18 protein-coding genes and 1 pseudogene are annotated in these 22,892 nt (G+C 73.5%); 5 read left to right on the top strand and 14 right to left on the bottom strand.

What is annotated here, in order from left to right:
* Positions 1–159: 159 nt before the first annotated feature.
* The 5 genes from ACFV0G_RS12225 to bldG all read right to left on the bottom strand — a co-directional run bounded on the left by ACFV0G_RS12225 (position 160) and on the right by bldG (position 4,191).
* Positions 160–1,695 carry a methyltransferase gene (locus ACFV0G_RS12225; protein ID WP_380545589.1) on the bottom strand — a complete coding sequence of 512 codons (1,536 nt, stop codon included), beginning with the start codon at positions 1,693–1,695 and terminating at the stop codon, positions 160–162.
* Between the two features lie 156 nt (positions 1,696–1,851).
* A complete protein-coding gene (locus ACFV0G_RS12230) occupies positions 1,852–2,607 on the bottom strand; it encodes a hypothetical protein (protein ID WP_380545591.1) in 756 nt (251 codons plus the stop codon).
* A 148-nt stretch (positions 2,608–2,755) separates the two neighbouring features.
* Positions 2,756–3,124, bottom strand: a complete 369-nt coding sequence (locus ACFV0G_RS12235; RefSeq protein ID WP_380545593.1) for a cyclophilin-like family protein — start codon at positions 3,122–3,124, stop codon at positions 2,756–2,758.
* 185 nt (positions 3,125–3,309) lie between these two features.
* The gene (locus ACFV0G_RS12240) at positions 3,310–3,729 is read right to left on the bottom strand and encodes an ATP-binding protein (protein WP_380545596.1); all 420 of its coding nucleotides are present in this window, start codon (positions 3,727–3,729) and stop codon (positions 3,310–3,312) included.
* A 120-nt stretch (positions 3,730–3,849) separates the two neighbouring features.
* Entirely contained in the window at positions 3,850–4,191 is a 342-nt protein-coding gene (bldG, locus tag ACFV0G_RS12245) for an anti-sigma factor antagonist BldG (RefSeq protein WP_014178436.1), read from the bottom strand.
* An 84-nt stretch (positions 4,192–4,275) separates the two neighbouring features.
* On the opposite strand from bldG, the gene ACFV0G_RS12250 reads away from it, so the two are divergent.
* Positions 4,276–6,822 (top strand): DEAD/DEAH box helicase, encoded by a 2,547-nt coding sequence (locus ACFV0G_RS12250; protein WP_380545616.1) that lies wholly within the window; start codon positions 4,276–4,278, stop codon positions 6,820–6,822.
* 141 nt (positions 6,823–6,963) lie between these two features.
* Here ACFV0G_RS12250 and ACFV0G_RS12255 read toward each other — a convergent pair.
* From ACFV0G_RS12255 to ssd, 7 genes and pseudogenes are all read right to left on the bottom strand, one after another.
* Positions 6,964–7,323 (bottom strand): annotated as a pseudogene (locus ACFV0G_RS12255) (Rv3654c family TadE-like protein); the annotation flags it as partial.
* Positions 7,311–7,670, bottom strand: a complete 360-nt coding sequence (locus tag ACFV0G_RS12260; protein ID WP_380545598.1) for a TadE family type IV pilus minor pilin — start codon at positions 7,668–7,670, stop codon at positions 7,311–7,313. The pseudogene ACFV0G_RS12255 and the gene ACFV0G_RS12260, both read right to left, overlap by 13 nt.
* Positions 7,671–7,821: 151 nt before the next feature.
* A complete protein-coding gene (locus ACFV0G_RS12265; RefSeq protein ID WP_380545618.1) occupies positions 7,822–8,007 on the bottom strand; it encodes a DUF4244 domain-containing protein in 186 nt (61 codons plus the stop codon).
* Positions 8,008–8,308: 301 nt separating this feature from the next.
* Complete coding sequence (locus ACFV0G_RS12270) at positions 8,309–8,845, bottom strand: type II secretion system F family protein (protein ID WP_380545600.1); 537 nt, start codon at positions 8,843–8,845, stop codon at positions 8,309–8,311.
* 265 nt (positions 8,846–9,110) lie between these two features.
* Entirely contained in the window at positions 9,111–10,157 is a 1,047-nt protein-coding gene (locus ACFV0G_RS12275) for a type II secretion system F family protein (RefSeq protein WP_380545602.1), read from the bottom strand.
* A 130-nt stretch (positions 10,158–10,287) separates the two neighbouring features.
* Positions 10,288–11,505 carry a TadA family conjugal transfer-associated ATPase gene (locus ACFV0G_RS12280; protein WP_380545620.1) on the bottom strand — a complete coding sequence of 406 codons (1,218 nt, stop codon included), beginning with the start codon at positions 11,503–11,505 and terminating at the stop codon, positions 10,288–10,290.
* A 140-nt stretch (positions 11,506–11,645) separates the two neighbouring features.
* Positions 11,646–12,761 (bottom strand): septum site-determining protein Ssd, encoded by a 1,116-nt coding sequence (ssd, locus tag ACFV0G_RS12285; protein WP_380545604.1) that lies wholly within the window; start codon positions 12,759–12,761, stop codon positions 11,646–11,648.
* Positions 12,762–13,743: 982 nt separating this feature from the next.
* Between ssd and ACFV0G_RS12290 the strand changes: the two genes are divergently transcribed.
* A complete protein-coding gene (locus tag ACFV0G_RS12290) occupies positions 13,744–14,544 on the top strand; it encodes an HAD family hydrolase (protein WP_380545622.1) in 801 nt (266 codons plus the stop codon).
* 414 nt (positions 14,545–14,958) lie between these two features.
* Here the strand turns inward: ACFV0G_RS12290 and ACFV0G_RS12295 are convergent, their stop codons facing one another.
* A complete protein-coding gene (locus ACFV0G_RS12295; protein WP_380545606.1) occupies positions 14,959–15,840 on the bottom strand; it encodes an oxidoreductase in 882 nt (293 codons plus the stop codon).
* 189 nt (positions 15,841–16,029) lie between these two features.
* Here ACFV0G_RS12295 and ACFV0G_RS12300 point away from each other — a divergent pair, with 189 nt between their 5' ends.
* Positions 16,030–17,016, top strand: coding sequence for an ATP-binding protein (locus tag ACFV0G_RS12300; protein WP_380545608.1), 987 nt, complete (start codon positions 16,030–16,032; stop codon positions 17,014–17,016).
* A 356-nt stretch (positions 17,017–17,372) separates the two neighbouring features.
* The gene (locus ACFV0G_RS12305; protein ID WP_380545610.1) at positions 17,373–19,730 is read left to right on the top strand and encodes a SulP family inorganic anion transporter; all 2,358 of its coding nucleotides are present in this window, start codon (positions 17,373–17,375) and stop codon (positions 19,728–19,730) included.
* Positions 19,731–19,826: 96 nt separating this feature from the next.
* Here the strand turns inward: ACFV0G_RS12305 and ACFV0G_RS12310 are convergent, their stop codons facing one another.
* A complete protein-coding gene (locus ACFV0G_RS12310; protein WP_380545612.1) occupies positions 19,827–20,366 on the bottom strand; it encodes a hypothetical protein in 540 nt (179 codons plus the stop codon).
* 481 nt (positions 20,367–20,847) lie between these two features.
* Between ACFV0G_RS12310 and acs the strand changes: the two genes are divergently transcribed.
* A complete protein-coding gene (gene acs / locus ACFV0G_RS12315) occupies positions 20,848–22,803 on the top strand; it encodes an acetate--CoA ligase (RefSeq protein WP_380545614.1) in 1,956 nt (651 codons plus the stop codon).
* Positions 22,804–22,892: the final 89 nt, after the last annotated feature.

Here is a 22,892-nt window from a genome sequence, read left to right on the forward strand (position 1 = left end):
GAACACCCCACCAGGCCCGCCGCGGTCTGCTCCCCGGACGACCACCGATCAGTGGGTCACCGATCAGCCGGGTCACTGACCAGTCGGGTCACCGATCAGCCGGGTCACTGACCAGTCGGGTCATTGATCAGTCGCGTCATGGATCAGTCGAGTGATCGATCAGTCGTTCACCGGCTGGATGAAGCCCTGCTCGGTGAGCAGGCGGAGCGAGTCCGGCACCCGGTCCCGCAGCAGCACCCGCTCCTCGCCGAGCAGGTGGGCGATCGCGTCGACGATGTCCCCCGCGGCGAGCGTCCCGTCGCAGGCACCGACGAAGCCGGCGCCGACCGTGTCGACCTTGGTGGCCCGCCGCATGCCGCGGTTGTGACGCAGGATCACGTGCTCCGGGTCCTCGGCCCCGGGGGCGCCGACCTGCTCCTGGACGACCTCGTCGACCAGCCGGAACCGCGCGGCCAGCAGGGCCGCGTCGTCGTGGTCGCGCAGGAAGTCCTGCCGGGCGAACCAGCTCTCGATGTGCGGGCCCAGCGGCTGCTCCACCGGGTGCGGCCACTCCTCGATCCGCACGGTCGGCTCGGCGGCACCGCCCGCGCGCAGGGTGATCCAGCCGAAGCCCACGCCCTCCACGCCGGCCGTCTCGAAGGCGTCCAGCCATTCCCCGTAGCGCGCCCGGTAATCGGCGCCCTTCCCGAGGTGGTCACCGCCGTCGCGCAGCCAGAGCTCGGCGTACTCGGCGATGTCCTGGACCTGACGCTGCACCACCCAGGCGTCCAGCCCCGTCCCGGCCACCCAGCCGGCCAGCCGGTCGTGCCAGTCCTCGCCCTTGACGTGCTGCCAGTTCGCCAGCAGCTGGCAGTAGCCGCCGGGCTGCAGGTGAGCGGCCGCGCCGCGCACCAGGCTGCGGCAGAGGTCGTCCCCGGCCACCCCGCCGTCGCGGTAGACGAATCGGCCGGAGGGCGAGATGACGAACGGCGGGTTCGACACGATCAGGTCGAACTTCCGGTCGGCGACCGGCTCGAAGAGGCTGCCCTCGGCGGTGGACGTGTTGTCGAAGCCCGAGAGTGCCAGGGTGAGCCTGCTGAAGTGCAGCGCCCGCGGATTGACGTCGGTCGCGGTGACCTGCTGGGCGTGGCGCGCGGCGTGCAGCGCCTGCACGCCGGACCCGGCCCCGAGGTCGAGGGCGCTTCGCACCGGGCGCCGCACCGCCAGGTTGGCGAGGGTCGTGGACGCGCCGCCCACACCCAGCACCAGGTCACGACGGTCGACCCCGCCCGGGGACTCCCCCGAACCGATCCCGCCGGCCCCGCCGACCGCGCAGCCGAGGTCCGACACCACCCAGGCATCGGCGCTGGGCAGCCCCGCGACCTCGTTGGCGTACGGGCGGACATCCACGGTGGCCCGGACGTCGTCGCCGTCCCGCGTCAGCCAGCCGTCGGCCAGGCAGTCCTCGACGGGCAGGGCGGCAGCGGCCGCGGCGTGGCTCACCGGCTGCTGCAGCAGGAAGAGCCGCACCAGGGTCTCCAGCGGGCTGCCACCGCGCGTGGCCCGCAGCGCGGGCACCGTCTCGCTGCGGGCGAGCGCCGCGTAGGCGGTCGGTCCCAGCAGGTCGAGGCAGCCGTCGGCGGTGTACTGGGCGGCGAGCAGGGCCTCGCGGAACCGGGCGAGGCGGGTGGGGTCCGGGGCAGGGCTGTTGGTCACCCCGCCATTGTCCCCCGCGCCCTCCCGGCCGGGCGTCCACCACGGGCCCGGCGCCGTCAGGCCAGGGATAGCCGCCCGGCGTGGACCGTCGGCCGGAGATGATCGTCAGCCGGAGAGGGCGGTGAGCCGGGGAGGGGGGCGAGCCAGGGGAGGGGATCAGCCGGCCGAGGCGCTCGGGTCGGCGGAACCGGAGGACGAGGCGCCGGGCGCTGCGGAGGTGCCTGCGGAGGCGGAAGCCGAGGCCGAGGGCTTCCCGGACTGGGCGGAGCCCGACGGGTTGGCGCCGGAGTGGCTGAGGGAGGGCGCGACGGACCCCTCCGGCGCGACGGGGGCGGAGGCGCCCGGGGACGCCCCGTCAGCGCCGGCCGGCAGGGCGCCCGCCTTGCAGCCCGGCTGCCGCTTCACCGCGTCGCCGATCTCGCCGGTCTGCAGCCGGTTCAGCCCGTTGGTGGACAGCTGGGCCACCTGCTGCACCTGGTCCCCGACGCTGCGGAGACCATCGGCGAATTTCGCCTGGTCCATGGTGGCCAGGGCGTTCAGCTTCTTCTGGACGTCGAGGTACCCCTGCGCGGCCTTCCGCAGCTCGTCCACGGCCTCCTTCTGCGAGGTCGCACCGTCGTCGGACTTGGGCGCTCCCGCCTTGTCCACGGCGTCGGCAAGGCCCTGGTTGGCCTTGGCCAGGCCGGCGAGGTCGGTCGACAGCCGCTTCTGGAGGTCGGCGGGCGCCTCACCGGGGATGACCTTGGCGGTGTCTGCCAGCGCGGCACGCGACTGCGTTATCGGGTCCTTGGCGGCGTCGCAGACGCCCTTGGCCCAGGAGTCCAGCGCGGCACTGTTGTCGCTGCTGCAGGCGACGGTGCCGAAGGCGAGCAGCGCGCCGAGCACGGGGACGGTCAGCAGTCGCTTGTTCACCGGGGTGGCCTTTCGGTCGCGGACATCGATCTGCGAACCTACACGGCCCGCCTGCCCGGCCGCAGAATCACCCCTGACCGCCTCTGACCGCCCCTGCCAGGTCGCCACCGATCGCCCCTGATCAGGGGCGCTCAGCGCGCACGGGTGCTCACGCCCGCTCGACCCGGATCACATCGCCGGGACGCACCGTCCGCAGCACCGCGGGGTCGCCGTCGAGCGTGCCCAGGACGTTGCACGGGCTCGCCAGCCGGCACTCGTCCCCGCGTGAGATCGGCGTGGGCCCGAACGGCAGCGCCAGACTGTCGCCGTCCGTCCAGAACGCCACCGTGCCGGGCTCGACCACCTGCTGCGCATCGGGCTCGGGGGCCGCACTCACGCCGGTGTCGAAATAGACCTCGTCGCCCCAGGTCAGGGCTGTCGAGGAGATGGGCAGCGCCTGCCAGAGGCGGTCGGAGGTGGGCGTCGACCGGAGCTCGGCCGTCGTCCGGCCGGCCGGCCACAGGATGCGTATCCGCATGGGTTCTCTTCCCGTCGTTCTCGTGCCGTACCGGTCGCGCCGGGCAGCAGGGAACCGCGGGAATCAACATTTTGTCAACCGACAGCGGGCCGGAGGTGACTCAGGACCGAGCGCGGAATCGGCGCCGGACGGGGTCAGGCCGGGGCAGGTCGGGAACAGAGGAGCAGGAGCGGGGGCGGGAGTCGTCAGACCGCGACGGGGGCGGAGGACACCGGCCAGCTCATCCGGATCAGGCCGCCGTCGGAGCCGTTGCTGACCTCGACGTCCTCGACCAGGCCGCTGATGACCGCAAGACCGAGCGCGTCATCGTCGCGGTCGGAGCCTTCGTCGGCAGTCGGGGCGGCCAGCGGAATCGGGCCGGCCTCGTCGGCCACCTCGATGAGGAAACGCTTCTCCTGCTCGATCAGGGCGACACGGATCGCGCCCTGGGCGTCGCCGCGCTGGTGCAGACCGACGGCGCGGGAACACGCCTCGCCCACGGCGAGGCGCACCTCGTCGAGCACCGACTCGTCCACGCCCGCTCGTCTCGCCACGGCAGCGGCGACCAGCCTCGCCGTGCGCACGTGCTCGGGAAGCGCGCTGAATCGAAGTTCGACGGTTGCCATTCCTCCCCCTCCGGGGTTGCTCCCTCGTCGGTCCGATCGCTCGGCGGTGCCGCACAGGCCCGACCGAGCCCCGCGCACCGGCGGAGCCATCAACGGCCCCGCCGGTACGGCGGAAGGTTGTCAGTCGGTGGCGGCGACCGCGTCGTCCACCGACGTGTGGATCGGGAACACCTTGGTCAGACCGGTGATCCGGAAGATCTTCAGAATCCGCTCCTGGTTGCAGACCAGGCGCAGCGAACCCTCGTGCGCACGGACCCGCTTGAGTCCGCCCACCAGCACGCCGAGGCCGGTGGAGTCGAGGAAGTCAACGCCCTCCATGTCGACGACGAGGTGGTAGTTGCCGTCGTTGACGAGCTCGACCAGCTGCTCCCGCAGCTTGGGGGCGGTGTACACATCGATCTCGCCGCCGACTTCGACGACCGTGCGATCGCCAACCGTACGGGTCGACAGGGACAGGTCCACGGAACCTCCAGCACCTTGCCTTGCTACGTCATTGCGATCCTCGGCCGGGCGGCCGCCACCGCGTGGTCGCAGGCCGGGCGAGGCATGCCGTGCGGATGGCGTCGGCGTGCGTCCCTCGGCCATGCGGCCGTCACGGGCTCATTCAACCACCTGCGAGCATGCCCGCACGATGGCTTGCGGCGATTCTCCGTCACGCCGGTGACACACTGGGTCCTCATGCCGCCCCGTCACAGCTCGCCCGAGGCCCTGCTTGAGACCCTGTCCGCCAACCGGGGCCGGTCGGATCGCCTCACCCATACGGAGCACTTGCCCGCGCGCTCCGCACGCCATGCCTCCTGGCCGGAAGCAATCCGTCCGGAAATCCGACAAGCCGCGCGGGAGCTCGGGGTTCGCGAGCCGTGGGCGCACCAGGCGGAGGCGATGGAACTCGCCATGGCGGGCCGGACCACCGTGATCGCCACCGGAACCGCGTCGGGCAAGTCCCTCGGTTACCTGGCCCCCGTCCTCAGCACCCTGCTCGACGGCAGCGAGGCCCGCAACGGGCGCGGCGCGACCGCGCTCTACCTCGCCCCGACCAAGGCACTCGCCGCGGACCAGCGCCGCCGCGCCGCCGCGCTCGTCCCGCCGCGCGTCAGGGTGGCGCTCTACGACGGCGACACGCCACCCGAGGAACGCGAATGGGTCCGCCAGTACGCCTCGTACGTGCTCACCAACCCGGACATGCTGCACCGCGGCATCCTGCCCTCCCACCCCAGGTGGTCCTCCTTCCTCAAGGCGCTGCGGTACGTGGTGATCGACGAGTGCCACAGCTACCGCGGGGTGTTCGGCTCGCACGTCGCGCAGGTGCTGCGCCGGCTGCGCAGACTGTGCGCCCGGTACGGCGCGTCGCCGACGTTCCTGCTCGCCTCCGCGACGACGGCGGAGCCCGCCGTGACCGCGGAGCGGCTGACCGGGCTGCCCGCGACGGCCGTCACCGAGGACTCCTCCCCGCGCGGGCCGATGGTGTTCGCGCTCTGGGAGCCCCCGCTCACGGAGCACGTCGGCGAACAGGGCGCCCCCGTCCGGCGGACCGCGACCGCCGAGGCCGGCTACCTGCTCACCGACCTGGTCGAATCGGGCACCCGGACCGTGGCGTTCGTCCGGTCCCGGCGGGCCGCCGAGCTGGTCGCGCTGCAGGCGCAGGACCTGCTCGGCACGCCGCTCTCCGGGCGGGTGGCGGCCTACCGAGGCGGCTACCTCGCCGAGGAGCGCCGGGCACTGGAAGGCGCTCTGCAGTCCGGTCGGCTGCTCGGCCTGGCCTCGACCTCGGCGCTCGAACTCGGTGTCGACGTCAGCGGTCTGGACGCCGTCCTGATGGCCGGCTACCCGGGCACCAGGGCATCGCTGTGGCAGCAGGCCGGCCGCGCCGGACGGGAGGCGCAGGGGGCACTCGCCGTCCTGATCGCCCGGGACGATCCGCTGGACACCTATCTGGTGCACCACCCCGAGGCGCTCTTCGCGACGCCGGTGGAGGCGACGGTACTCGACCCCGACAACCCGCACGTGCTGGCACCGCACCTTTGTGCTGCCGCTGCCGAACTGCCGATCGTCGATGCCGACATCGAGCTCTTCGGGCCGTCGACCGGCCGGCTGCTCCCGGCCCTGGAACGCCGCGGACTGCTGCGCCGCCGGGCGGACGGCGCCTGGTACTGGACCCGCCGGGAGCGGGCCGCGGACCGGGTGGACCTCCGGGGCAGCGGCGGCAGCCCCGTTCAGATCGTGGAGGTGGCCACCGGACGGCTCCTGGGCACGGTCGACGCGGCCGCCGCCCACACCACCGTCCATGCCGGGGCCGTCCACATCCACCAGGGCCGCAGCTACCTCGTACGGGACCTCGACCTGGAGAGCTCGGTGGCCCTGGTCGAGGCCGCCGACCCGCCCTACACGACCTCGGCCCGGGACATCACCTCCATCTCGATACTGGGGACGGACACCACCGAGGAGTGGGGCGAGGCCCGGCTCAGCTTCGGGGCCGTCGAGGTCGTCAACCAGGTGGTCGGCTTCCTGCGCAAGAGGATCTCCACCGGCGAGATCCTCGGCGAGAGCAAGCTGGACCTTCCTCCCCGCACGCTGCGGACCCGGGCCGTGTGGTGGTCGGTGACGGAGGATCAGCTCTTCGACGCCGAGATCCCGTTGGACCAACTGCCCGGCGCCGCCCATGCGGCCGAGCACGCGTCGATCGGGCTGCTCCCGCTGTTCGCCACCTGCGACCGGTGGGACATCGGCGGGGTGTCCGTCCCGCTGCACCCGGACACCGGGCTGCCCACGGTCTTCGTCTACGACGGCCACCCCGGTGGCGCCGGCTTCGCCGAGCGGGGATTCCGCCGGGCCGTGCAGTGGCTCACCGCCACCCGAGACGCCATCGCGGCCTGCGAGTGCGAGCGCGGGTGCCCGTCCTGCGTGCAGTCGCCGAAGTGCGGCAACGGCAATGATCCGCTGGACAAGGCGGCGGCGGTACGGCTCCTGGACGTCCTGCTGTCGGGTGCCCCCGCGGACAAGGGCGAGAGCGGAGTCAGAAGCGGGGGCGACGGTGGGGGCGACGGCCGAAGTGGAGGGACGGACGGGGACGGGGGCGCGTCGGGGACTGCGTGAGCGCGGCCCGCCGAGCCGTGCGGGATCCGGTCCGACAGCGGATCCGGGCCGAGTCCCGTCGCCGGGGCCCCACGCCCACACCGGACCGGCCAGGGACCGGGCTCTCGCGGGGCCCACGAGCACCGGCAGGGCACTCGTGGGCACCTCCACCACGACCTCGACGGCGTCGGCGTCCCACCGCGGGGAACAGGACACCAGGGTCGCGTGCTGTGCCGCCGCGATCCGGCCCGCCGCACCGCATCCCCCGTCCGCGTCGACCAACAGCCGGTCGGCCGCGGCCAGGGCCGCAAGATCCGCGGCCGCTTCCGCCCGGTGGCGGGCGGCCACGACGGAACCCACCGCGAGCGCGGCGGCGAAGACCGCGCAGCCGATCATGCCGAGCGCCAGCAGCCACACCGTCGCCGAGCCGCCGTCCGCCGGGTACGCCGCCACGGGCCTCCCGCCCGCGGCAACGCCGACTCCGGGCGGAGGGCGCCGCCGTCCGCAGATCACGAGGGCCATGGCGCAGCCTCTCCTCCCCCACCGGTCACGTCCTCGCGTGCGGCAACCGCCGAGGCTCCGAGGCGGGCGGAGAGTGCCGCGCCGAGCCGCCCGGGACCGGGGCACGGAGCCTCCACCGTGACCCGGACGCTCTCCGCCTCCTGAACGACCTCGACCGTGGCGCCGGGAGGCGCAGCGGCCCTCGCCACGTCCGCCGCATCCGCATCCCCGCGGGCGGCTGCCCGGGCGCCGGCCCGGGCCGCGTCGACGCAGCGGATCTGGGCACTCGCGGCGACGAGCCCCCAGATCAGGAGAGCGGCGAGCAGCACCATGGCCGGCAGGGCCACTGCCGTCTCCGCGGTGACCATCCCGGCCTCCGGCGCGGACCGGGCGGTTCCACTCCCGTTGCCGCCCGCGGGGCGGTTCGGTCGTCGACTGCGCAATCGGATCGGGCGCGGGCCGGGCGAGGGTGCGCCGGAAGGCGCGGTGCTGGGGGCTGCTGCGGCGGCGGGCCGCTGCTCAGACCGCATGGAGGGCCCGGTCCAGGAGCTGGCCGATCGCACCGGATACGGCGTCGCTGGTCACCACGCGGTAGAGGATCGCGGCGAAGGCGCACGCCGCGATCGTGCCGATCGCGTACTCCGCCGTCGTCATGCCGGCATCCGGCGAACCGTGGAGGCGCCGCCGAATCCTCCGTGCAGTCAGAGCGAGGCGCTGTCGGCACCGCGCACGCGCCGACCGGACGACGAGTCCGCACGGGCGCCGCGCGGCATCGGGCAGCGCGGCCGTCCGGCCCGTACGGCGGCGGTCGGCAGGCTCCCGGAAGGCGGGGACGGGGACCTGGATGGTGGAGGTGGTGGAGAGCGACATCGGGGACTCCTGGGTCAGAGAGGGAGGCGAACACCGCCACGGGGCCGTGGCGGGCCGGGATGCTCAGAGATGCCGGGATGAGCAGAGATGCCGGCATGAGCAGAGATGAGGGAGACGCCGAGCGCGGTGCGGCAGCTCAGATGCGGTGGGCGTAGAGGGCCGTGAGGCCGGTCACCACCGGGACCACGCCGATCAGGACGAAGGCCGGCAGGAAGCAGACTCCGAGGGGAGCGGTGGCGAGCACCCCGGCCCGGCGCACCCTCGCGTGTGCTGCGCGTCCGGCGGCCGCCCGCTGGGCCTGCGCCAGCCCGCTGAGCGCGTCGGCGGGAGGTGCGCCGCTCCGGCTCGTCCGGGCCAGGCAGCGGGCGAGCGGTGCGAGGGGCGGGCAGTCGGCGCCCAGTTGTTCCCAGCACAGCTCGGGAGGGGCGCCGAGGGACAGGTGGATGACGGCGCTGCCGAGTCGCTCCCGCATCGGCGAGTCGATGCTCGCCGCGACCGCCGCGGCGGCTCGCCCCGGCGAGCACGAGGATCCGAGGCAGGCGGCCAGCAGCTCCGCAGTGAGCGGGATCTGACGGATCAGACGTTCGCGCTGGGCTGCGACCCGCCGCGTCTCGCGGGTGGGCAGCTTGGGGAGCCAGCAGTAGGCGGCTGCCGCGACGACCGACCCGACCACCAGCCCCACCGCACCGCCGAGGACGGCGGCGGAGGCGAGGCCGGCCGAGATCGGCAGCAGCCAGCTGCGCGCGGGGAGTCCGGACGTCCGATCCGCCCGGCGGCGCGGCCGCCGAGGGCGTGCCGCCGGGCCCGGCCGGCGCAGCCGCCGGGAAGTCGTCGGTCGAGCCTCCGCCGGGCGCCGGCGCGGCGGAGCGGTCCGGCCGCGGACACTGCCGTTGCTCCCGCTGCGGCCGCCAGGGCGGCGGTTGCGGCCAGCGTGGTGTTCATCGCACGGCCTCCGCCCCGGTCGGGTGATGCGGGTGCCAGGCCGCGGCCGACCGTCGACCTGCGCGAGCCGGCTTCGTCCGCGAGAGGCCGCAGTCGACGCCCGCCCCGGGCAGGTCTGCCGTCCGCTCCTGCTGCCGGGTGCGACGGCCCGTCCCGGCATCCGGGGCGTCCTCGGCTGCCCGGACGATTCGCGCTGTCCAGGCCAGGCCTGCGGCCTCCAGCAGGACTCCCGTGGTCAGGCAGGCCAGGCCGGTCGGTGTGTGCAGGAGGACCGGCAGCGGCCGCGCCCCGAGGGCCGTGCCGAGTGCGAGTCCGAAGACCGGCAGCGCGGCGAGCAGCGCGACGGTGGTACGGGCGCCGGCGAGTTCGCCGGCCACCTCCTCGCTGAGCGCCCGTTCGGCTCGCAGGGCGTCGGCAATGCGGTCGAGGCCGAGTGCGAGGCCGGTGCCGCTGTCCGCGCTGATCTGCCAGCAGGCGGCGACCGCGCCGGCGCCGCGCCCGCCGGGCAGTTCGGCGATCAGGTGGAACGCGGCCGGGACATCGGCGCCGTACCGTACGGCGGCCAGCCGGGCACTGGGCTCGCGACCGAGGTCCTGCCGCAGGGTCATGCTGCGGTCGATGACGGTCCGGAGGGCGTACTCGGGTGTGGCGCCGCTGCGGAGCTCGGCCACCAGTCCGGCGCAGAGGTCGATGACGGCAGCCGTTCGCCGTCCGGCGGTCGCAGCCCGCCGCCGACGGAGCCGCCAGCGGCGGAGCGGCACCACCGCTGCCACGGCCATGAGCAGCGGGACCACCGATTCCGTCGTCCGGCTGACGGCCAGTCCGACCGGTAGGAGCAGGAGTTCGGGCACGGCCCAGGCCGGGCGACGCCCCGCCGCGGCAGCGGCCGCTGACCGCACCCACCGGAGTGGGCGGATCCGCGCGGGCCGTCCGAGCAGCGCGCGGGTGCGCCGTGCGGCGGGCCGACGACCGCGCAGGGCGAGCCGGCATGCGAGCACGGCGCTGCCTGCGGCCAGGGCCCTGCCCATCTCGTCGATGTTCATCGGTGTCGCCTCCCGTGCGTCCCGGTGTCGTCGGGGCGTGTGCCGCGTACGGCTGCGTCGAGCAGTCGCCAGGCCGTCCCGGCGATGACGCAGAGGATCAGCCCCCAGACCATCTCCAGTCGGCACAGCGTCATTCGGGGCCTCCCGCAACGGCCGGGAGGGCGGTACCGCGATCGGCGCAGGTCTGCTGGAGGCCGGCCCAGCCCGGGCCGCGTTCGCAGCGCCCGTCCGCTCGGAGGAACACGGCCGGGAGGGTGCCGGAGAGGCCGTTCCCCCGGTCGATGACCGTGTGGATCTCGGCGACTCGGCGCAGGCCGGTCAGGCGGTCCCTGGCCACGTGGACCACCACGTCCAGGGCTGCCCGGAGCTGGCTGTGCAGCGAGGAGCGGTCGAGCCCGGCCAGCGAGCCGAGAGCCTCCAACCTGGCCGGAACGTCGGCGGCTGCGTTCGCATGCACCGTGCCGCAGCCGCCTTCGTGGCCCGTGTTGAGGGCGGCGAGCAGATCGACCACCTCGGGGCCGCGCACCTCGCCGACCACCAGGCGGTCGGGGCGCATCCGCAGGGCCTGCCGGACGAGGTCCCGGAGGGTGAGCTCGCCGAGGCCCTCCTGATTGGCCGGGCGGCCCTGGAGGCGGACGACGTGCGGGTGCGCCGGGCGGAGTTCGGCCGAGTCCTCGGCAAGGACGATCCGTTCGTCGGGGTCGGCGAGGCCGAGCAGCGCCGCCAGGAGGGTGGTCTTGCCGCTGCCGGTGCCTCCGCTGATGAGCATCGACAGCCGGGCCCGGACGATCCCGGCGAGCAGGTCGGCGCCGTCCGGCGGCAGCGCCCCGCGGGCAATGAGTTCGGCCATCGTGAAGGGCCGGGAACGGCATGTCCTGAGCGAGATGTGCGTGCAGCCGGCCGCGATCGGCGGCAGCACCGCGTGCAGCCGGGTGCCGTCCGGCAGCCGGGCGTCCACCCACGGCATCGCGTCGTCCAGACGACGCCCCGCCGCGGTCGCCAGCCGGTGGGCGAGGCGGCGCACGGCCTCGGCATCGGGGAAGCGCACCCCCTCCGCCGGGTGCAGGCCGCTGCCGCAGTCGATCCACACCTCGTCGGGTGCATTGACCAGGACATCGGTCACGCCGGGCCGGGTGAGCAGGGCGTCCAGCGGTCCGGCCCCGATCAGCTCGGCCTGGATCGCCCGGACGGCGTCCAGGACGTCGCTCCCGCCGAGCGACGGGCGGTGCGCCCGCAGTGCCGCTGCGACGGATCCGGTGGTGGGCTGCACACCGGCCTCGGCGAGGTGCATTCGGACGGCGTCGACGAGGGCACCTGGCCGCTGCGCGTCCGTCCGGTGCCCGGCCAGGCCACGCGCTCCCCGGGCACTGGGCTCGGCAGCCACGGCGTCCGGCGCCGCCCAAAGCGAACTGTGCCGCAGACTGCGGCGCACTCCGGAGCGGTGTGCGCCGGAATCGGCCGGGGCCCGGCCCCCGGGACGACGGCCCCTCACAGCGCACCCCCTTCGGCGGCGGCGACCGGCGGCATGACCTCGGTCAGGAAGCTGCTGCAGAAGCGGGCGAGCGGCCCCTGCTCGCGGACGCCGGGTGGCGTGCCGCGCTCCACGTCCTGGCCGAGGCCGGGCTCGGAGGGGAGTTCACCCGCGCAGGGCAGCCGGAGGTTGCGGGCGATCTCGTCGGCCGACAGGCCGATCGTGCCTGGCACCCGGACCACGGCGCGAAGGTCGGCGAGACGCATCCGAGCGGCAGCGGCGACCCGGCCGGTCGCCGCCAGGGCCCGCAGCTCGGCGGGGACCACGAGCAGACCGGTGTCGACCTGCTCCAGTGCCTCGGCGGCAGCGGCATCGAGGTGCCGCGGCAGGTCGACCACCACGAGGCCGCCCCGGCGCCTGGCCGCGGCGAGGACGCTCTGCATCGCCTCGGGCGGGATGGTCAGACAGTCGCTGCGATCCCAGGAGAGCGCGCTGAGCCGGTGGAGTTCCGGGAGTGCCTTCGCGAGCTCGGCGCTGCTGAGCCGGCCCCGGGAGCCGGCCAGGTCGGGCCAGCGCACCCCGTCCGACGTCTCACCGCCGAGCAGCACGTCGAGACCACCGCCGAGCGGGTCGGCGTCGACGAGCATGGTGCGGTGGCCGGACCGGGCCGCGGTCACCGCGAGAGCGCACGCCAGAGTGGAGGCCCCTGCCCCGCCGCGGCCGCCGAGCACGCCGACGGTGAGCGCCGGCGGGCCCACGCCCTCGACCGCGTCCGAGATCCGGTCGAGCAGCCAGGGCTGCGCGTCCGGCAGGAAGATCACGTGCTCGGCGCCGAGCCGTACGGCCCGGACCCATACGGCGCCGTCGTCGAGGTCGAGCCCGAGCAGCAGGACTCCCGGGCGTCTGGCGAGCCCGGTGCACCGCTCCGCAACGTCGTCGCCGACCAGCACCAGGGGTGCGTTCTCCCAGCTCGTCCGGGCGGGCGGCATGCCGCGGGCCAGCTGGGGCTCGACCCCGGCGGCGGTGCACAGGCGCACCAGCTGCTCGGCCAGGGCGGTGTCCTCGGTGACGATCAGCGGCCCGCTCGGCCCCGCACGGTCGGCGAAGTCGGAGTCGGTGGTCGGTGTCTGCATGGCGCTCTCCCCCGAATGGGCGGTGTCCGGTGCGGGCCGACCCGGACGGGGCGCGCTCGTGTGCCGCGGCGCGGGTCGGCGGGCCGCCGCCCCGGTGCCCGAGGTTCGGGCGGGACGGCTGCCCGAGCACCACGGTGGCGTCCGCCGATCAATCCGTCCGCCACCACTCGAATGCCTGTGGACAACACGGGGATGTGGATAACTCGGTTCACTCGCCAGGGGGGCAATACACCGGAGAATTGACGCACGAGCCCTCTTCGGGGCTATGAAGAAGGCGTGCGAACATTGATCATTCAGCTACCCAGAGTGACGAGTGTGGCGAGTCGCCGGAACGTTCGAATGATCAACGGCGGATCAGCGCCCAGGGGCCGCAACGGCCCGCATCCGGGGGCGAATCGCGTCAACGGGCCTGGTGAACGGGCCCGGACATGCGACGACCCCCGCCGGGGGGGAGAGCGGGGGTCGTCTATCCACGGCCCGACTCGGGGGGGAGGAGCCGGACCGGGTTAGCACGGTCGCGAACGATCCGTGACTTCCATGGTGTACCCGAGCGGCCAGAAACACAAACCCGCACGGTCGGGAGTACACCGTTTGGCGGGGTCATTTGCAGAGCCCTCTATCCTCGGATCCCGTGGACACCACCGAGAACGCCGACTCCGTCGACCGCGGCCCCGAGAGCTCGAACGGGACCGCTCCCACCGAGCCCCGGCCGACCCCCGACAAGGGGCACCGGGCCGCACCCGCGGAGAAGTCCCGCCGCACCTCGGACACCGCGCGGTCGCCGCTGACGGGCCCCGCGCCCGCCGAGGACACCACGCCGGCCGCCGACCCGACCGCCCCCGCAATCGGCGCGGACGACACCCCTGACGGCGCACGCGAGGGCACCCACGCCCCCGCCGCCGATCCGACGCGCGAGGGCGCCGAACCGACGGCCGAGGATCCGGAGGGGGTCACCGCGCACGCCGCTCGGCGCCCGTTCGGCGTGCCGCGCACCGCGGCCTTCTTCGACCTCGACAAGACGATCATCGCCAAATCGAGCGCCCTCGCGTTCAGCCGGCCCTTCTACCAGGGCGGCCTGATCAACCGTCGGGCGGTGCTGAAGAGCGCCTACGCACAGTTCGTCTTCCTGATCGGCGGCGCGGACCACGATCAGATGGAGAAGATGCGGCAGTACCTGTCGGCCCTCACCCGCGGGTGGAACGTGCAGCAGGTCCGCGAGATCGTCTCGGAGACCCTCCACGAACTGATCGATCCGATCATCTACGACGAGGCGGCGTCGCTGATCGAGAAGCACCACGCGGCCGGCCGGGACGTGGTCATCGTCAGCAGCTCCGGCTCCGAGGTGGTCGAGCCGATCGGCCGCCTGCTGGGCGCGGACCACGTGATCGCCACCCGCCTCAAGGTCGAGGACGGCCGCTACACGGGCGAGATCGAGTACTACGCCTACGCTGAGAACAAGGCCGCTGCCATCCGCGAGCTCGCCGAGTCCCAGGGCTACGACCTTGCCGACTGCTACGCCTACAGCGACTCCTCGACCGACCTCCCCCTGCTGGAGGCGGTCGGCCATCCGTCCGCGGTCAACCCGGACCGGGCGCTGCGCAAGGAGGCGGCGGCCCGCAGCTGGCCGGTGCTCGTGTTCAGCCGGCCGGTCGAACTCCGCCGCCGGCTCCCGGAGTTCTCCGCCCCGAGCCGCTCGGTCCTGCTCGCCGTGGCGGTCGGCACGGCCGCCGTGACGGTCGGACTGCTCTGGTACACATCGCGGCGCAAGCGCCCGGCGATCTGATGGCCCGACCGGCCGTGACCTGGTACGGAACACGGTCGGGAGTGCCGCGACGCCGAATCGGACAATCGGGAAAATCTTCTTCTTTCGGGTTCCGCTTTGCGGCGATCCGCGATAGAAAGGACTTACGGCCCGCGAGACCCGGCAGGACCCTAAGAGGTCGTTCCGACAACTCAGTTCAGGCCCCACGGACCGCGTACAGATAATTGGGCACCCACATGCAGCCGACCCGCTGACGGGCCGCCGCACCAGGTGAACGGGCAGGATCCCCACCTGATGGGCACTTCCGGTGCATGCTTGGTAACCCGGTACCTGTACCAGCGGCGGCACCCGCGAAGCATCCGGTGCCGCCGCATCTGTGCGTGCGGCCGCCGCCCGGCACCCGAAGGCGTCCGAACGGGCGGCCGGCCCGGCGCGTCAGACCATGCCGCGCTGCATCGCCTCGCACACCGCCGTGCTCTCCCGAACCCCGAGGCGCAGCGCGGCGCCGCAGTGGACGATCCAGCGGGCCATGCCCTCCCCGGTACCGCTCAGATAGCCGGCCAGCGCCTCGCGGTACGCGGCGGTGCCGAGTTCGGCGAGGCCCACCTCGGCAGGGCAGATCGACTTGGGGTCGAGGCCCTCCGCGATCAGCACGATGCGCTGCGCGGCGCGCGCGATCAGGCCGTTGTGTGCCCCGAACGGACGCAGTGCCATCAGTTCGCCGTGCACGACCGCGGCGACCACGAGCGCCGGCGTGCCGCTCGCCGCGCCCTCCGAACGGGCCACCAGCAGCTGGGCCAACTGGTCCAGCCGGGCGGCTGCCTCGTCGGCGGACGGCGCCGGCGGGATGTCGACCTTCTCGACGGCCCGCTCCAGCCCCTCGGAGGCGGCGAGCTCAAGGGGGAACAGCGGCTCGACCGGCTCCGCCGCACGGCGCGGCCGGCCGGCGGCCTCCGTACCGTCACCCGCGGCCAGCAGGTGCAGCCGGGCCAGCACCTGGAGTGGCGAGTGCCGCCACACGCCGAGCAGCTGCCCGGCCTCGGCGGAGATCCGCAGGGCCCCGCCGACCGTGCGGGCCTCCCGGTCCCCGCCGAAGTCGCTGCGGCGCCGGATCTCCTCGAGCGGCCAGTCGGCACCGTCCAGCGCCGCCGAGGCACGGGCGCCGCGCAGGGCCGCCTCGGAGGTCACCTCGCCGGCTCGGCGGCGCATCACACGGTGCCCGTACAGGCGGTCCACGGCCTTGCGCACCTCGGCGACGGCCTCGGGCACCCCGGGCAGGTCGGCCAGCGGGGCGAGGGGATCAGTTCCAGTGCTCACCTACGCGAGAGTAATGACTGCCCCGACCCAGTCGACACACCCACCCCGGCATCACCCGATCGAGGCAATCCGGCCTTCCCTCACCCGCGGCACCCCAAACCACCGCTACCATGCCACTATCGGTGACGATAACGATTTCCAACACCCGGCGGCGGTCCCGTGCGCCGGCGCGAGAGCCCGGAGTCCCAGATGAAGATCGCCTTCGTCGGCAAGGGCGGCAGCGGCAAGACCACGCTGTCCGCGCTGTTCATCCGCCACCTGGCCGCCGTCGGCCATCCGGTGATCGCCGTCGACGCCGACATCAACCAACACCTCGGCCCCGCGCTCGGCCTGACGGACGACCAGGGCGGGGCCCTGCCCTCGCTCGGCGCACACCTGCCGATGATCAAGGACTACCTGCGCGGCGACAACCCGCTGATCACCTCCGCCGACGAGATGATCAAGACGACGCCCCCCGGCCGCGGCTCGCGCCTGCTGCGCATCGTCGAGGACAACCCCGTCTACGCCGCATGCGCCCGCCCCGTCGCGCTCGACGAGGGATCGGTACGGCTGATGGCCACCGGAGCCTTCACCGAGGAGGACCTCGGAGTCGCCTGCTACCACTCCAAGGTCGGCGCGGTCGAACTCCTGCTGAACCACCTGCTCGACGGTCAGCACGAGTACGTGGTGACCGACATGACCGCCGGTTCCGACTCCTTCGCCTCCGGCCTGTTCACCCGGTTCGACCTGACGTTCCTGGTCGCCGAGCCGACCCGCAAGGGCATCTCGGTGTACCGGCAGTACAAGGAGTACGCCCGCGACTTCGGCGTCAGCCTGCGGGTGATCGGCAACAAGGTGCAGGGCCCCGACGACCTCGCCTTCCTCCGCCGTGAGGTCGGAGACGACCTGCTGACCTCCTTCGGGCACTCGGAGTGGGTGCGCCGCCTGGAGCAGGGGGCAGAGCCGGCGCTGCGGACCCTGGAGCCGGCGAACCGCGAGGTCCTGGCGCAGCTGACGGCAGCGGCCGACGGCGCCCTCGCCCGGCGCGACCCGCGCCGCTACACCGCCCAGGCCGTCCACTTCCACCTGCGGAACGCGGAGAGCTGGGGCAACGCCAAGACCGGCATCGATCTGGCGACCCAGGTCGACCCGGAATTCGTTCTCGGCGCGACGCACCTGGATGCCGCCCCGGCCTGACCCGCCGTCCGACCGCCGCTGTCCCCCGGGGCCGCCGACCGCTCTGACCTGGGCGTTCGGCGGCCCTGAGGCTTCACTGCGCCCGCCGGGTTCCCTCACCCGGCAGTGGCCACTCATAAAGGTGAATCCACCGCTCCGGCCTGTCGTTCGGATTCACGCTGTGCAAAGATCTCATTACTCTCGGTTTACCGACTCTTGGCCAACCGAGCATTGATGGTCTATGAGCCCCGTGCGCATCCTCCGCCGGCCGCGCTCACACCATCCCGCCCAACCGTCGCGACCCACGACAGCCGATCCGCCTGTTGCGCACCATCGCCGGACCTGACTGCGTTCGTTCCCCGGAGAGACGGGAAGCCATGACCCTCGACATTTCCTCCGCACCCATCGCCTCTGACACCACCGACCACGCGCCGCCGACACCGCAGCCCCCCAAGGGCAGCCGCTCGGGTCGCGCCCTCCTGCTGCACGACCTGCCGGCTTCGCTGGCGGTCTTCCTCATCGCGGTGCCCTTCTCGCTCGGCATCGCCCTGGCCACCGGCGCACCGCTCACTGCGGGGCTGGTGGCCGCGGCAGCCGGCGGCCTGGTCGCCGGGCTCCTCGGCGGCACGCCGCTGCAGGTCAGCGGGCCGTCGGCCGCTCTGACCGTGATCATCGCCGGCGTCATCACCCGGTACGGCTGGCAGGCGGCCTGTGCCGTCACCGTCGCCGCCGGTCTGCTGCAACTCCTGCTCGGCGCCCTGCGAGTGGCCCGGGCCGCCCTCGCCGTCTCCCCCGCCGTCGTGCACGGCATGCTGGCCGGGGTGGGGCTCACCATCGCGCTCGCCCAGCTCCACGTCGTCCTCGGCGGATCGCCGCAGAGCTCGGCCCTGGCGAATCTGCTCGCCCTGCCGCACCAGCTGGCCGGCCCTCATCCTGCGGCGCTCGCCGTCGGCGCCGCCGCCATCGCCGTCCTCGTCGGCTGGCCCCGCCTCGGCCGCCTGCCGGGCCGCTCCGGGCGGATCGGCCGGGCACTCTCCCGGGTTCCTGCGGCCCTGGTGGCGGTCGCGGCCGGCACCGCCCTGTCGATGGGCCTCGGGCTCGAAGTCGCCCGGGTACAACTGCCCGGCTGGCACGACCACGCCGTGGCGGCCCTGCCGTCCCCGGGTGTGCTGGCCGCGCAGTGGCCCGCCCTGCTGGCCGCCGTGCTCACCGTCGCAGCCGTGGCCGGGGTCGAGTCCCTCCTCTCCTCCGTCGCGGTCGACCGCATGACGCACCGCCCCGGCGACCTCGACCGCGAGCTCCGCGGCCAGGGCCTGGCCAACATCGCCTCCGGCCTCTGCGGCGGCCTCCCGGTCGCCGGCGGCGCCGTCCGCAGCACCGCGAACATCCAGGCCGGGGCGGTCTCCCGCTGGTCGTCCGTGCTGCACGGCTGCTGGGTGGTCCTCGCCGCGCTGGCCCTGGCCGGCGGGCTGCGCCGGATCCCGCTCGCCGCACTGGCCGCGCTGGTGCTCGTCGTCGGCATCCAGATGGTGAGCTTCGCCCACATCCGGCGCGTGCACCGGCACCGCGAGTTCCCGGCGTACCTCGCGACCGTCCTCGGCGTCGTCGTCCTGGGCGTCCCGCTCGGTGTCGCGGCCGGCGGTGCGGTGGCCGCCCTCCTCGCGCTGTACCGGCTGACCCGCGCCCACGTCGACGTGATCGCGTCCGCCGACGGCGCGTACCACGTCCACACCCACGGTCCGCTGACCTTCGCCGCCGTGCCCAAGCTGACCAGGGCTCTCGCCCAGGTTCCGCACGGCGCCCCGGCGACCGTCCACCACGACGGGTCCTTCCTCGACCATGCCGCGTACGACGCCGTGCACACATGGCGGGCGGTGCACCAGGCGGGCGGCGGCCGGGTCGCCATGGTCACCGAGCAGCAGAGCGCCGCGGTCCTGGATCCGGACGGCACGGTGGTCGTGGAGCCCGATGCGACAGGGCACCGGTGCCGGGCGTGGACGCCCTGGATGGGGCACCACTGCATCGAGCAGGCCGGGGACGATCCGCACGGCCGACTGCTCGACGGCGTCCGGGGATTCCAGGAGCACACCGCCCCGCTGATCCGCGACGAACTGGCCCGGCTGGCCCGCGAGGGCCAGACGCCGTCCCAGCTCTTCCTGACCTGCGCCGACTCGCGGATGGTCACCAGCATGATCACCAGCAGCGGCCCCGGCGACCTCTTCACGGTGCGGAACGTCGGCAACCTCGTCCCCGCCCCGTACGAGCCCGGGGCCGCCGACGACTCGGTGGCGGCGGCCGTGCAGTACGCGGTCGAGGTCCTGCAGGTCCGGTCCATCACGGTCTGCGGCCACTCCGGCTGCGGGGCCATGAAGGCACTGCTGGACGGCGTGCACGAGCAACCGGGCACACCGACACCGCTGGCCCGCTGGCTGCGCAACGGGCGCGGATCACTCGCCCGGCTACGACGCGCCCCGGCCCGGTTCACCGGTCGCCCCCCGACCGACCAGGTCGAGGAGCTGTGCATCACCAATGTGGTGCAGCAGTTGGACCAGCTCCTGGCCAATCCGGCCGTGGAGCGCCGGGTGGCGGAGGGCAGCCTCCGACTGGTCGGCATGTACTTCGACTTCGCCACGGCACAGGCCTACGTACTGGACGGACCGGGCGGCTCCTTCCACCCGGTCTCCGAGGAGTATCGCGAGCAGCACCGTACGACCGGCACTCCCGTGCCGGCCTGACGACCCCCTGATCGGGCGACCCGACCGCGGCCCGCAGCCTGCCGCCGCGGTCGGCCGGCCCGTCCGGCCCACACCGCCCACGCGCCTCGCAGGGGCTCAGGCACCCAGCAGTCGTGCCAGATCGGCCGGGGTCACATAGCCGGGCCACCGGCCGTCGGAGAACAGTTGCACGCCGGCGTCCTGGTAGCACTGGTCGACCAGCTGGGAGCAGATCATGTGCCGGCTGTCGGCCACATATCCCTTGATGAGTGGCCCGATCGGGAGGTGGAGCCGGTGAGAGGCGAGCGCGACGTAGTCGAGGACGCTGTACGGGACGCCGATGTAGCCGCGCGCGGCCGCCACCACGGCGGTGCGCTGTTCCTCCGTCAGGTCGAACCGCCCGGTGGACCAGAGGGTCGCGTGTCCGTCGTACACCGAGAGGGGGCGTAGCTCCGCACCGCCGGGCTGAGCCTCGACCAGTTGCCCGTCGCCGACGAACACGAAGGCGTGTTCGTAGTCGGAGTACCCGTCACCGTTGAGCCACTGCCCGATCCTGATCAACCGGCCCGCATAGTCGCGCATCCGGACGACGGCGAAGTCCCCCGGCCGGGCGGTGGCCGGGGGGCTCGTGACAAAGGTGGGTGTTGCCTCAGCCATCGCTCGGGCCCCCTTCACTGAGGTGGTGTCACCGAGGTGGTGTGTCATTGGTCGGGCCCGTGGCGAACGCCACAGGCCCGCCTGATCAGTGGAGTACCGACAACGCAGGCCGTCAAGGCCTCGCGCACACAATGGCGAGGCTAGGCCGCATCTGCGCGCGGGGCCTGGCGACATCCCGCCCCGCCGCTCGCCCCTCCCCCGCCCCCGCTCCCACCCCGGCCGCACCGCGCCGTCCGGCCCCGGCCGCACCACCCCGCCCGCCACTGCCGGTGCAGCCCGTGGAGCAGTCCGTCGCCAACCGCCGGGCGGGCCCTCCCCCGACTGCCCGATCCCGCCAAAGGGAAGGACAAAGGTCTACACCAATTTTCTGGAGCCTCTTGTCAACATGCCCGTTCGCCTGGTGAGCTGTGTGCTGGGACACACGGGACAATCCCACCGCCCGGGATCACCCGGCACGATGAGACTCGATGAGGAGTGCGCGTTGAGCAACGAGAGCCTGGCCAACCTGCTCAAGGAGGAGCGCCGCTTTGCCGCGCCGGCGGAGCTCGCCGCCGCGGCCAACGTGGACGCCACCGCCTACCAGCAGGCGTCCGAGGACCGGCTCGCCTTCTGGGCCGAGCAGGCCCGGCGTCTCGACTGGGCGGTCGAGCCGACCGAGACCCTGGACTGGTCGAACCCGCCGTTCGCCAAGTGGTTCGCGGACGGCAGCCTCAACGTCGCCTACAACTGCGTCGACCGCCACGTCGAGGCCGGCAACGGCGACCGGGTCGCCATCCACTTCGAGGGCGAGCCGGGCGACAGCCGGGCGATCACCTACGCCGAGCTCAAGGACGAGGTCTCCCGGGCCGCCAACGCCCTGCTGGAGCTCGGCGTCACCAAGGGCGACCGGGTCGCGGTGTACCTGCCGATGATCCCCGAGGCCGTCATCTCGATGCTCGCCTGCGCCCGGATCGGCGCCACCCACTCGGTGGTGTTCGGCGGGTTCTCCGCCGACGCGGTCGCCTCCCGCATCCAGGACGCCGACGCCAAGCTCGTGATCACCGCGGACGGCGGGTACCGCCGCGGCAAGCCGTCCGCGCTCAAGCCCGCCATCGACGAGGCGCTCGCCAAGTGCCCGCAGGTCGAGAAGGTCCTCGTGGTCCGCCGCACGGGCCAGGAGACCGCCTGGACGGCGGGCCGCGACGTCTGGTGGCACGAGCTGGTCGACGGGCAGTCCGCCGAGCACACCCCCGAGGCGCACGAGGCCGAGCACCCGCTCTTCATCCTGTACACCAGCGGCACGACCGGGAAGCCGAAGGGCATCCTGCACACCTCCGGCGGGTACCTGACCCAGGCGAGCTACACCCACCACGCCGTCTTCGACCTGAAGCCGGAGACCGACGTCTACTGGTGCACCGCCGACATCGGCTGGGTCACCGGCCACTCGTACATCGTCTACGGGCCGCTCTCCAACGGCGCGACCCAGGTCATCTACGAGGGCACCCCTGACACCCCGCACCAGGGCCGCTTCTGGGAGGTCGTCCAGAAGTACGGCGTGACGATCCTCTACACGGCGCCCACCGCGATCCGCACCTTCATGAAGTGGGGCGACGACATCCCCGCGAAGTTCGACCTGTCCAGCCTCCGGGTGCTGGGCAGCGTCGGCGAGCCGATCAACCCCGAGGCGTGGATCTGGTACCGGGAGCACATCGGCGGCGGACGCTGCCCGATCGTGGACACCTGGTGGCAGACCGAGACCGGCGCGATCATGATCAGCCCGCTGCCCGGCGTCACCGAGACCAAGCCCGGTTCCGCCCAGCGCGCCCTCCCCGGCATCGCCGCCACCGTCGTGGACGACGAGGCCCGCGAGGTGCCCAACGGCTCCGGCGGCTACCTGGTGCTCACCGAGCCGTGGCCCTCCATGCTCCGCACCATCTGGGGCGACGACCAGCGGTACATCGACACCTACTGGTCCCGCTTCGAGGGCCGCTACTTCGCCGGCGACGGCGCCAAGAAGGACGAGGACGGCGACATCTGGCTGCTCGGCCGGGTCGACGACGTCATGCTGGTCTCCGGCCACAACATCTCGACCACCGAGGTCGAGTCGGCACTGGTCGGCCACCCCGCAGTCGCGGAGTCGGCCGTGGTCGGCGCCACCGACGCCACCACCGGCCAGGCGATCGTCGCCTTCGTCATCCTGCGCGGCACCGCCACCGACAGCGAGGAGCTGATCGCCGAGCTGCGCAACCACGTCGGCAAGACCCTCGGTCCGATCGCCAAGCCGAAGCAGATCAAGGTGGTCGGCGAGCTGCCGAAGACCCGCTCGGGCAAGATCATGCGCCGCCTGCTGCGCGACATCGCCGAGGGCCGCGAGATCGGTGACACCACCACGCTCGCCGACTCCTCGGTGATGAACCTCATCCAGGCCCAGCTGCCCTCCTCCGGCAGCGAGGACTGACCCGGAGCGGCTCACGGCCAACGGCCAACGGCCAACGGCTCACGCCGCCGGGGCGGGTATCGGACCACGGTCCCGGGGGGGTATACCCC

Origin of the sequence: Kitasatospora sp. NPDC059571, assembly GCF_042735675.1 — a bacterium.
Lineage (GTDB): Bacteria > Actinomycetota > Actinomycetes > Streptomycetales > Streptomycetaceae > Kitasatospora.